Annotated in this window: 13 protein-coding genes; 10 read left to right on the top strand and 3 right to left on the bottom strand. The window is 36.2% G+C overall.

The window, feature by feature from the left end; genetic code table 11:
* Positions 1–206: 206 nt before the first annotated feature.
* From OL233_RS05225 to OL233_RS05210, 4 genes are all read left to right on the top strand, one after another.
* Positions 207–2,612 (top strand): SpaA isopeptide-forming pilin-related protein, encoded by a 2,406-nt coding sequence (locus tag OL233_RS05225; protein WP_275471314.1) that lies wholly within the window; start codon positions 207–209, stop codon positions 2,610–2,612.
* Between the two features lie 124 nt (positions 2,613–2,736).
* A complete protein-coding gene (locus OL233_RS05220) occupies positions 2,737–3,150 on the top strand; it encodes an Ohr family peroxiredoxin (RefSeq protein ID WP_275471313.1) in 414 nt (137 codons plus the stop codon).
* Positions 3,151–3,184: 34 nt separating this feature from the next.
* The gene (locus tag OL233_RS05215) at positions 3,185–3,820 is read left to right on the top strand and encodes a nitroreductase family protein (RefSeq protein WP_275471312.1); all 636 of its coding nucleotides are present in this window, start codon (positions 3,185–3,187) and stop codon (positions 3,818–3,820) included.
* Positions 3,821–3,835: 15 nt separating this feature from the next.
* Positions 3,836–4,117, top strand: coding sequence for a putative quinol monooxygenase (locus OL233_RS05210; RefSeq protein WP_275471311.1), 282 nt, complete (start codon positions 3,836–3,838; stop codon positions 4,115–4,117).
* A 44-nt stretch (positions 4,118–4,161) separates the two neighbouring features.
* Here OL233_RS05210 and OL233_RS05205 read toward each other — a convergent pair whose 3' ends face one another.
* Complete coding sequence (locus tag OL233_RS05205; protein ID WP_275471310.1) at positions 4,162–5,316, bottom strand: NADH-dependent flavin oxidoreductase; 1,155 nt, start codon at positions 5,314–5,316, stop codon at positions 4,162–4,164.
* A 135-nt stretch (positions 5,317–5,451) separates the two neighbouring features.
* On the opposite strand from OL233_RS05205, the gene OL233_RS05200 reads away from it, so the two are divergent.
* Positions 5,452–5,808: a winged helix-turn-helix transcriptional regulator gene (locus tag OL233_RS05200; RefSeq protein ID WP_275471309.1), complete on the top strand. Its 357-nt coding sequence runs from the start codon at positions 5,452–5,454 to the stop codon at positions 5,806–5,808.
* A gap of 1 nt (position 5,809) precedes the next feature.
* On the opposite strand, the gene OL233_RS05195 is transcribed toward OL233_RS05200, so the two are convergent.
* Positions 5,810–6,376, bottom strand: coding sequence for a hypothetical protein (locus OL233_RS05195; protein ID WP_275471308.1), 567 nt, complete (start codon positions 6,374–6,376; stop codon positions 5,810–5,812).
* 330 nt (positions 6,377–6,706) lie between these two features.
* On the opposite strand from OL233_RS05195, the gene OL233_RS05190 reads away from it, so the two are divergent.
* From OL233_RS05190 to OL233_RS05170, 5 genes are all read left to right on the top strand, one after another.
* Complete coding sequence (locus OL233_RS05190) at positions 6,707–7,084, top strand: YccF domain-containing protein (RefSeq protein ID WP_275471307.1); 378 nt, start codon at positions 6,707–6,709, stop codon at positions 7,082–7,084.
* Between the two features lie 111 nt (positions 7,085–7,195).
* The gene (locus OL233_RS05185; RefSeq protein WP_275471306.1) at positions 7,196–7,588 is read left to right on the top strand and encodes a hypothetical protein; all 393 of its coding nucleotides are present in this window, start codon (positions 7,196–7,198) and stop codon (positions 7,586–7,588) included.
* Positions 7,589–7,655: 67 nt separating this feature from the next.
* Positions 7,656–9,509, top strand: a complete 1,854-nt coding sequence (locus OL233_RS05180; protein ID WP_275471305.1) for an AAA family ATPase — start codon at positions 7,656–7,658, stop codon at positions 9,507–9,509.
* Between the two features lie 19 nt (positions 9,510–9,528).
* Complete coding sequence (locus tag OL233_RS05175; RefSeq protein ID WP_275471304.1) at positions 9,529–10,077, top strand: hypothetical protein; 549 nt, start codon at positions 9,529–9,531, stop codon at positions 10,075–10,077.
* 30 nt (positions 10,078–10,107) lie between these two features.
* Positions 10,108–10,779, top strand: a complete 672-nt coding sequence (locus OL233_RS05170) for a GTP pyrophosphokinase (RefSeq protein WP_275471303.1) — start codon at positions 10,108–10,110, stop codon at positions 10,777–10,779.
* A 56-nt stretch (positions 10,780–10,835) separates the two neighbouring features.
* Here OL233_RS05170 and OL233_RS05165 read toward each other — a convergent pair whose 3' ends face one another.
* Positions 10,836–11,726, bottom strand: coding sequence for a hypothetical protein (locus tag OL233_RS05165; protein ID WP_275471302.1), 891 nt, complete (start codon positions 11,724–11,726; stop codon positions 10,836–10,838).
* Positions 11,727–11,755: the final 29 nt, after the last annotated feature.

Raw genomic sequence — 11,755 nt, 5'->3', positions numbered from 1 at the left:
GTAGAAAATAAGGACTGTTTTTATTGATTTATAAAAAAATATTCACTTTTGTAAAAAAAGTAGAAAACATATTGTTAAAAAGGTGGTTTTGAAATCTTATAAGGGATATTATGTATTATATAGACACGTTAAATGTTGTTTTTTCATATAAACGTTTATAAAGTGGCTATTAATTCTTTTAATATACAAAATAAGGAGGAATTGGAATGAGAAAGAAATGGCTTAATATGATGATGGTTGGTTTGCTCGTGCTTTCTAACTTATTGGGAAGTGTGTCAGTCGTAAAAGCAGCAACTAATCATGATTATATGACTCATGCAGAGTTTCAAAAAGAGGACGGTACACCTATACAAGAGGGTGAAACCGTGGGTATTTATGATAATACTCGAGTAGAGTATGAGTGGGAGATTCCAGATGGAGATACCATTCAGGAAGGCGATACGATGACATTTCCTTTTCCAGATGAGTTAGTCCCCACAATGGGAACAACCTTTGAGGTTACTGATTCAGAGGGAAACGTTATAGGGCATGCGACAGTGGATCCAGCTAGTGGACAAGTTATTGTCAAATTTACAGATTATTACGAAAAAAATCCTCAAAATGGTCGTCATGGTAAGATATTTTTCACTACAAAATGGAATGAAGATAAAGTTAATGCAGGCGATGAAATTGAAATCAACCTAGGTGATGAAGGCTCTACAACAGTCAATGTTGGAGGCGATGGTGAAATTGATGAAGATGAAAGATTGGGTAAGTGGGGAGATAACCTTGTAGAAGAAGGGCAAACAGACTGGTTTGTTCGAATTAATTATGAAGGAAAAGAAATTAAAAATGCAGTTTATACAGACTTACTTGGACCAAATCAAAAAATGATTTCAGATGAGATATATGCTTCATATGGATATTATGATGAAGATAATAATTTTATTTCTACACGTGATGTAGATTCAAGCCAAATAACTGTAACTGAAACGGGTTTTGAAATTGATTTAGGTGATTTAGTAAAACCTGAAGCCTCTGTTGAAGTTTTATATAGAGCAGAAATTACAGACGGTGGAGCTTCAAAAAGCTACACCAATGAAGGGTCATTAAAAGGAACTGAAATTGCGGATGAAAATGTTGAAAGTATGACACCAGAAGTTGAAGGTGGAGGTACGGGTGAAGGAAATAATTTAGGCCGTATTAATATAGTTAAGACAGATGAAGCGACAGGCGAGGTATTAGCAGGAGCCGAATTTGAAGTGAGAAACAGTGAAGGTGAAGTAGTTGGAACCTTAACAACAGATGAAAATGGTAAAGCAAGTTTGGGTAATTTACCATTAGGCGACTACATAGTAGTAGAAACAAAAGCACCAGATGGTTATGAATTAGATGAGATAGCTCACCCTGTATCAGTTGTTAAGGGTGAAAGTGGCAACACAGTACAAGTTGACATTACGAATAAGAAAACACCAATCCCACCAGTAAAACCAGAATTAGAAGTGGGCGCACTAGAAATCACAAAAACAGATGAAGCGACAGGCGAGGCATTAGCCGGAGCCGAATTTGAAGTGAAAAACAGTGAAGGTGAAGTCGTTGGAACTTTAACAACAGATGAAAATGGTAAAGCAAGTTTGAAGAATTTACCATTAGGCGATTACACAATCGTTGAAACAAAAGCACCAAAAGGATACGAATTAGATAAAACAGAACATAAAGTAAGTATCGTATCAGGAGAAACAGCAACACCAGTAAAAGTTGACATTACGAATAAGAAAACACCAATCCCACCAGTAAAACCAGAATTAGAAGTGGGCGCACTAGAAATCACAAAAACAGATGAAGCGACAGGCGAGGCATTAGCCGGAGCCGAATTTGAAGTGAAAAACAGTGAAGGTGAAGTCGTTGGAACTTTAACAACAGATGAAAATGGTAAAGCAAGCTTGAAGAATTTACCATTAGGCGATTACACAATCGTTGAAACGAAAGCACCAAAAGGATACGAATTAGATAAAACAGAACATAAAGTAAGTATCGTATCAGGAGAAACAGCAACACCAGTACAAGTTGACATTACGAATAAGAAAACACCAATCCCACCAGTAAAACCAGAAGGTTCATTCAAAGTTATCAAAGTAGATGATAAAACAGGTGAACGATTAGCTGGAGCTGAGTTTGATGTTATCGATAGCGAAGGAAAAGTTGTAGATCATATTGTAACTGATGAAAATGGTGAAGCTTGGACTAAAAAATTACCTTATGGTGAGTATAGTTTAGTAGAAACAAAAGCTCCTAAAGGGTATCTTTTAGATGGAAAAAGAGTTTCTGTAACTTTAAATAGTGAAACTGGAGATTTGGTAACAGTGACTATCAAAAATACGAGAAAACCAGAAGATCCAAAAGATCCAAAAGATCCAAAAGATCCAAAAGATCCAAAAGATCCAAAAGATCCAAAAGATCCAAAAGATCCAAAAGATCCAAAAGAGTATGAGGTGAAACCTAAACCAAGCTCTAAGTATCCGGCTAAACTATTGCCTCAGACAGGTGAAAAATCTGATGCTATATTAGGTCTATTGGGTATTGGACTTGCAGGTATTGTAGGAGCAGTTTATATTTTTAATAAGCGTCGCTAGTAGAAAAAGTCGTCTTGTAAAAGGCGGCTTTTTTTGTATGTCATAAAATAAAAGTGTTTCTACTTGCAAAGTCTAATTAGGTTGTGTACAATCTAATTTATCAACTAGGAAGAAGGTTAGTGTGATGAAAAAAGTGTATACAACTAAAGTTATCAATACAGGCGGACGTTCTGGTGAAATTCATTCGGCGGATGGCGGACTGAAATTGACTATTTTACCACCAGGTAAAAAAGCGGACGGCGCAACTAATCCTGAGCAATTATTTGCTGCAGGGTACAGTGCTTGTTTCAATAGTGCCTTAGATTATGTGAAACAACATAAGGGTGTTACTGGAGACTCAACGATTAGTGCAAGTGTTAGCTTATATAATGTTAGCCAATCAGACTTGCCAGATGTTCAATTAGGGGTCGAAATAGAAGGGCATATAGCAGGTTTGGATATAGCTGAGACACAAGAGTTATTAGAATTAGCACACCAAACGTGTCCTTATTCAAAAGCAGTAAAAGGAAATTGTGATGTTACGGTTAAAGCCGTTTAAAAAGTAAATTTAAAATTGAAAGAGGTAATAACAAATGACTAATATAAAAACAAATGATTTTAACGAGATTACTTTTGGAAGAAAATCAATCCGAGCATATGATGAAACAGTAAAAATCTCACAAGAAGAAATGCTAGAAATGATTGCAGAAGCAACAAAAGCACCGTCTTCTGTTAACATGCAACCTTGGCGTTTTGTTGTGGTGGAATCTGACGAGGCAAAAGCTAAATTATTACCGCTTGTTCGTTTTAATGGCAGTCAAAATAACACATCTTCAGCAATGGTTTTAATTTTTGGTGATATGAACTGTCATGAGTATGGTGAAGAAATATATGGTCAAGCTGTTGCAGAAGGAAAAATGCCTTCAGAAGTGAGAGATCAACAGTTAGCGGCGATCTTACCTTATTATCAAAACTTTACGAAACAAGAAATGAATGATGTCGTTAAAATTGATTCAAGCTTAGCAGCAATGCAATTCATGTTAGTAGCTCGAGCTCATGGTTATGATACAAATGCTATTGGTGGATTTGAAGCAGATCAATTAGCTGAAGCTTTTGGCATGGACAAAGAACGCTATGTTCCTGTGATGATTTTATCAGTAGGTAAAGCAGTAGACCAAGGTTATGAGTCAGTAAGGTTAGCGGCAGACAAAGTGACAACATTTAAATAGGAAGAAGGCGATAGTATGAAAGTGATTAATGCAATTTTTTTCATTAAAGCAGAGAAGCGTGAGGCCTTTTTAGAAAAAGCTCAGACCTTAATTGCCTCGTCACGAAAAGAAGAAGGGTGTCTAGCTTATGATTTATATGAATCAACAACTGAAGAGAATAAATTTGTAATGGTTGAGCAGTGGCGTGATGACGAAGCTGTTGCCTCTCACAATCAAACACCAGCACTACAAGATTTATTTAAAGCAATGCCTGACTATGCATCGAAAGAAACACAACTTGTTATGACAGATGCCTAAAAATAAAGCCTCTTCCTTTAATTAAGGAAGAGGCTTTATTACGGTTAACTGTCTTTAAGTTGTGTGACGACTTTTTCTGGAATTGATTGATTAGTTGCTAAGACGCCGGCGACCGTTCCAAAGTGTTTTGGAATTTTCAAATTATCCAAATCAGGAAGAGTTTCTAAGTCGATAGACTCTACTTTATTTTGATTTATTTTTTCTTTGAAGTCTGGTTCAACGATGGCAACAGATGCTAGAGCAACTAAATCACCGTAATTTAAAGCGTCTAGAGCTTTTTCGGGGCTAGTGATATCACCAACGACAATCTGTTTTGCTCGATTAGCAATCGTGTTATGGATAACTTTATTAATAGGTTCATCTAAGTGTGAACCAGCACGAGCCTTCATAGCGTAACCATTAGGACCTCCTAAAGAAATGTGGAGATAGTCAACACCTAGTGCGGCGATTTCGTCTATTAGATAAAGTGAGTCGTCGAGTGTATAGCCCATATCTTCTCCATGGACTTCTTCAGGACTGATGCGATAGCCCAAAATAAAAGGTGTCGTTGCTTCTTCAACAATCACTTTTTTGATGGCTTTTACAATGTCTAATGCAAATTTTGCACGTTTTTCTAAAGTTCCTCCCCATTCATCTGTACGAGTATTAGAAAGTGTTGAGAAAAATTGTTGAATGAGATAGTGATTAGCACCGTGGATTTCCACACCATCAAAACCAGCTTTAATAGCACGAGACGTTGCATCAGCGAAGGATTGGATCATAGTAGTAATCTGTTCATTTGATAAAGCTGTTGTTGGATAATCCAAAAAAGAAAATTGAGCATTACTTGGGCCATAAGCTAGGCCTTTATCTTGGAAACTATAACGTGCTTGACGTCCAGGATGGAATAATTGTAAAACAGCTTTAGCACCGTCCTGTTTCATTGTAGTGGCAAGTTGAGTTAAACCTGGTAGATAGGTGTCATCAAGACTAGCTAGTCCGTGACCAAAGGCATTACCAAAATCAGCAACAGCTGTCGCGCCTGTGATTAATAGAGAGGCTGTTTTAGAACGGCGATTAAAATAAGCTAAATCGTCTTCGCCAACATAGCCTTCATAAGAAGAGCCTTCAGCGACCATGGGAGCCATTACAAATTTTGAATTTAGTATAGTACCATTATTGAATTGTAATTCGGATAATAATGATTGAAACGTCGTCATATAAAAATCCCCCTTTTATTTTGTACAGATGTTATTGTACAATGAACAGGCTAAAGAAGTAAGTAGGTACTTTTTTGTACGGTAGGTACTAAAAAGTACCTATAAAAATCCAACCTATATAAGGAGGTTATGACTATGAAGAAAACCTATACTATTGCAGTAGAAGCAACCTTAGATATTATTGGTGGAAAGTGGAAGCCGATTATTATTTGTCATTTACGACAAGGCACGCTCAGAACAAGTGAGTTACGACGACGAATTCCAAAAATTACGCAAAAAATGTTAACGCAGCAACTACGTGAATTGGAAGGAGATAACATCGTTTCAAGAACGGTTTACAATCAAATTCCCCCAAAGGTGGAGTATGCATTGACAGAACAAGGCCAGTCTTTGGGGAAATTAATGAGCTGTATGTCAGAATGGGGCAAGAAAGCAATTAACGAACGGATAGCAGCAGGTGAAGAGATTGAGCTGCTAGATGAAAAGTTTTAAATTACTGGAGCGGAAACATCTCATAACCACAGATGATGTTTTCTTTCCGAATAAAAGGTAAGTGTGCTTGCATGACATAACTTGGGAAAATAGAAGTCTCCACAGTGCCGTTATGAATATGTCCGACTAAGCGTGCAATATCAGGTTCCGTATAAGGTGGAAGTGGGACTGTGATAGGAGGCATTAAGAATTGGAAATCATTAAAGTCAATAAAGATAGGATTGAACTCATCCGCATTGTATTCCAGTTCTAAGATGCAGGCATTTTTTTTTGTAATAGAGGTCCAAAAACCACCTACAGCGGGTTCTTTTTCAATCATCAACTGTCGGAATGACTCAATATTAGGGATTTCAAATAAATTAGTATTATTACTTTGTGCAAACGCGAAAACTAAGCCGGGTAAGTTGGTGTCATTGTGTGCATTAAATGAATCTAAAAATAAACCATATAAATCCATTAAATCAGGAAGCTCCTGGATATAAGAGCTCTTCTTAAAATCAGCAATATAAATGTCTTCTTTCATAATAATATCAAGTACTTCTTTGGGTTGGATTGTCCAAAATTTCATAGTTTTTCCTCCATTTTAAGATGTTTTTTAGTAGTATTATTATACCATGAGACAATAATAAGTCGTATAAGTAAACAACGTTTAATGACAAGTGTTGAAACTAGACAAGAGGTTGATACTTCCTTTTATATACTTACAGATAGTGACCTATAGGTAAGTATAAAATCAAAAAATGGGTAGAAAATTTTATATTATCGTATAACCGAATCTTCTCAGACCTTAGTCTGAAATTTAAGCTAGATTCTTGTATTCGACTTATGAGATGGTATGATACAGATATAGGATAGTTCAAGGTAGGGCTATCGAATCTGGTTGAGGAAGTGACTTAATATGAGAGTTATTGGAAATATACTATGGTTAATATTTGGAGGATTTGCAGGGGCTATTGGTTGGTTTTTAGCAGGTGTACTTTGGTGTATCAGTATCATAGGGATTCCGGTAGGGTTACAATGTTTTAAATTTGCACAATTAAGCTTATGGCCGTTCGGAAAAGAAATCATAACGAGTACATCTGGTGGATCACTGATTTTGAATATTATTTGGATTATTATTTCAGGGTTACCTTTGGCTATAGGGCACTTTATAAGTGGTGTACTATTAACCATCACAATTATCGGAATTCCGTTTGCTAAACAGTCCTTTAAATTAGCTCGCTTAGCGTTAATGCCATTTGGAGCAAAAGTTGTCAATTCTAGATATTACTATTAAAAGAGGTCATTGTGGTCTCTTTTTTTTTGCAGTATTTTAAATTGAGTTTACAAATAGCTCGATAAAAGATACTATAAAAAATAGACAGAAAAGAGTGAAAGGTGTGGGGAAATGTTTAATTATCAAGAGTATTTAGAAAAAAGTAATGCGTTATCTTTTGAAGAGGCATTAGTGATGTACAATCAGATTCATGGATCAGCAGATAGTGAAGATGAGGATTTTAATTTTTTATGGTCTTCAGTGATTGAAGCGGCTAGTGACTACGTCAAAAAACGTAACGATTGGTTGACGTATACGAAAGAACAAAAACAACAAATGGATGCCTCGCGCACAGCACAACATAATGCTTTTATGGCGACATTACAACCTTTAGCACGTTACATGACGATGAAAGAATGGGACGCAACTTGGTATGACGCTTTAATTAATGTGGAACATGAGCGTCAAAAGCAAGGCGATTTTGCAGGATATCTTTTATGTCTCGGTTGTATACAGGCGAGATAGAGAGTAGGCGTATCACAAAAAAAGTATGACGGTTAACCTAAAACCACTCACGAATGGAGAGACTTAAATGGAATATAAAGTTGGAAGATTACTAGGAAATAAACCCAAAGAGGGCGTTCTAACGGCTTTAAGTGCTAAATTAAAGGATGGAGATGTCATTAAGTTGACATCGGATATTATGGACAGCGTCTCACTTCGTGCAGCGGTGACAATTGATGGTCAAGGACACACGATGCATATAGATGAGGGAACTGTAGGGCTTAACCTTCATACGCATTGCACAATTCAAAATTGCCATTTTGTGGGGGAAACGAAGACAAACGCGATTATCTCTAGGCAAGAAGGGATTGTTTTAACACTTGAAAATTGCACTTTTTCACATAAAGAAGAGGGGAATTACTTGCCGTCGCTATTTACAGCACAGCCGTTAAAACAACTTGTCGTAAAAGAGGTTGTCATTGATTACGGTCAAATAAGTACAACTAGTGTTAGTGGGACAACTTTAAAATTGGGTAATTCTCAACATGAAAAATATTCTTACATTAATAATAAAGCACAAGATGATAGCCTAATTGCTTCAGAGCTTCAATTAGATAAACTAGAAATCGTTAAGGCAAATATCAGAGGGTATGGCAGTATTGGCGAGCTTCACTCATTAGAAACTTCAGTTCGTCCACAAGGCAACACATTGACACTTGATAACTATGTTTTGTCGCTAGCATTAGATAGTGAGTATCAGTTGAACCAGGAGGTCTTAACAGGGTTAATCATTCTAGGAAGTATCACGATAAACCAAGTTGTCACACCAGAATTTTCAGAACAAGAGAAAAAACGTATGATGGAACAAGTCAAGGTCTTTAAGATTAATACTGATAATCCAAACGATAAGGTATTAATTGGAGGGGCATGGTCAGTTGGCGCAAAGTGGTTAAACCAGATTTGGTCTGGAGAAGTTAAGTTTTTAAATTATAGTGATGCGAATACTTGGTGGATTGCAAAGGATAGTATTTCATATTCTTGGGAAAATTCTCGTGTTAAATTTAGAGAAGATTTTGAACGTCAATCACAACCCATTGTTCAAGAGGAAGAAAAGCCTGTCAATCAATCAGCAGAAGCTAAGTTAGAAGAAATGATAGGGTTAGAAGAAGTTAAGAAGAAAGTAAAAACCTATGTTTATACAAATATTGCCAATAAAAAAAGAAAAGAAATGGGTCAACCAGTTACGGCGAATAGTCTTCATCTAATATTTGGTGGTAGTCCAGGAACAGGGAAAACAGTTGTCGCGAGATTATTAGCAGACATACTGTATGAGCATGGTATTATTCAAACGAATAAAATGGCAGAAGTGACGGTTAAAGATATGATTGGTCAGTATCTAGGTCAAACCTCACCGAAAACGCACGAGTTGATTGAATCAGCTAGAGGTGGTGTATTATTCATTGACGAAGCGTATGAATTAATCCCCGAAACGCAACATGACACGTATAAGAAAGAAGCGATTACGACCTTGATAGCAGATATGGAAAATTACCGTTCAGACCTTATTGTGATCATGGCAGGCTATACGGCAGAGATGCAAAGCCTAATGCAAAGTAATCCGGGATTGGCGAGTCGTTTTATTAATAAAATTGAGTTCCCTGACTATACTGCGGAAGAATTGATTGCTATAGCTGAATTAGAGTTGAAAAAACAAGGTCAAATTTTAGAAGAAGATGCTAGACAGGCTTTAGAAAGATTCATTATCCAAGAAAAACAAGCAGGTCGTGTTGATGGAAATGGTCGATGGGTTAGAAATATTTTACAATTTATTGGGCAAGCTAGAGATATGAGAATCGTAATGGATGGCTCGATTAATCAGGATGATAGAGCGATTAGCATCATTAAAGAATGTGATGTGTTAGAAGGCAGTCAAGCAAACTAAAATTGAGGAGGATATAAGGGTGAGAGATAGATATTTTATAGTAAAAGAGAGGGATAGTGGTGGTGGCGTTCTTGGGTTTGCGTTAGTTATTGCCTTTATTATTGCTTTATTAATTATTGCACTACCACTCGGTATCCTCTGGTATGTAGTTTTTACTAAACATTTTTTGGGTAAGTATTACAATGCAATCGCTAACTCATTGAGTAGTGTAAAAAAATGGAGTATTATGGCTTGGGCGGTATTAGTTTACATTGCAGCCTTTATGAGTCAACAGAGTACGACAATCTGGGAGGTTGAGATTCAGCCCTTTTTACCTATCGGAACCTTTGTGATTATGGCTCTAGTTGGGCTAGATTACTTCTATTTAAAAAATAAAGGGTTAAACCCATGGTCGGGGACTGAAAAAGTCAGAAGTAAATCGGTGGCGAAAGCCTTAGGTCTAGCTGAGTTATTATTTCTAGGTGTTTTTGCGATAAGTGGGTTAGTCATGCAAGTGATAGCCGTCCCTCTTATTATTTCAGTTGTAGTAGGCTTAGTAAGCTACTTTATCATTGAAAACTTTTTATAAAATCTGTAATTATGTTAGGAGGGCTGTATAATGAGATCTGAAACAGCTGAAGCAAGACAACTATTGACAACTAACAGTCCAACCTTAACTGTGGAGTCATTAGAAGCCTATCAGTCGTTAATGATTTATTACCAATCAGCGATTGATGAAGTAGAAACAAAGTTAAAAATTATTGATAGAGAACTAAATAACAATGAAATTATTGGAAGAACAAATACGATTCATAACATCCAATGTCGTGTGAAATCATTTAAAAGTTTGATTACCAAGTTGGAGAAGCGTGATGTGGCGTTTACTGCAGAAAATGCTTCAAAAGAATTAACTGATATTGCAGGTATCCGTGTGATTTGTGCCTATGTTGATGATATTTATATGGTGTTAAAATCACTTAGCCAACAGGCAGATGTGGCGATTATCGAAGTGAAAGACTATATCAAAGAACCGAAGCCAAGTGGTTATCGTAGTGTGCATGTTATTTTAGAGGTTCCGGTATTCTTTTTGAAAGAAACAAAGTATATCAAAGTTGAAGTTCAGTTTAGAACGATTGCTATGGATTATTGGGCAAGTTTGGAGCATGGCTTAAGATATAAACATGATGTACCCGATACAACGCTAACTAAACGATTAGAAGCAACCGCAACTCTTATTTCAGAATTAGAAGAAGAGATGCTTTCGATTCGAAAAGGAATTGAAGGCGAATAATTGTATGTTCAGGTATGAAAAAAGAGCAACTTGTCAATCAGACAAGTTGCTCTTTTTTATTGATCAATTTTTTTAACGAGAACTTTAGGGATAGTTAATTCGTTACCTTGTGTCGTTTCGTATGAATACAAACCATCAGCAATACCTGAAATTGTAATCCAGTCGTCTTCAAGAATACGAGTACTGACGATAGAGCTATCATAGATACAGTAGATAACGCTATTGTAGTCGCCCCCCACGGCAAGTCTAATGGCATTAATCCCATCGCCTTCCATTATTTGAAGAACTTCTCCATTAAATTTAACTTTTTCTGTCGAATATTTATCTGGTGTTCGAGCTAATTGTTGGAATGTAATGCCAGTTTCATAGCCACGAGCTTCTTTTTCTGCTGCTTCAGCAAGGCGTTGTTTTCTTTCTTCGGCTAACTTAGCTTCACGCTCTTCTTTTTCTTTTTTCTCTTTTTCTTTTTTTTGTTTTTCTTCCTCTAGACGTTTCTCTTCAGCTTTTTTTAAATCAGCTATTTTCTTTTTAGCATCTGCCTCAGATAATTTTTCATAAGGTTTCATTTTTTTCTCATATTTTTCATGTTCACTAGCAAGTTCAGATAGTGCAAGCTCTGTTTCATCTAATTTATTTTTCAGATTTAGATTGATATTTTGTTCATCTTCTAAATTCTTGCTAACTTCGGAAATAGAGTGACGAGCGACTTCCGCTTCGGTTTTAAGAGTAGCTAATTCTTGGTTACTAGAAACAAATAAATAAAAAATAATGAGCGGTACAACACTGGCAATAAATTTGCTACTCGTTTTCCATTCTGACTTATTTTTCCAAACTAAATAGATTCCTAAGGGGAAAAAAATTAGTAAACTAATAATCAGTCCATAGTCTGAAGAAAAAAATTGTTTAATAAGATTAACTCCCTTTGATGTGTTTTTTTTAATTCCCATCTAATACTCCTCCAATATTATGATAGTTA

The organism is Vagococcus proximus (assembly GCF_029143285.1).
GTDB classification, from domain to species: Bacteria; Bacillota; Bacilli; order Lactobacillales; family Vagococcaceae; genus Vagococcus_D; species Vagococcus_D proximus.
The sequence above is the reverse complement of the archived record's forward strand: the minus strand, read 5'-3'. Positions and strand labels throughout refer to the sequence as shown.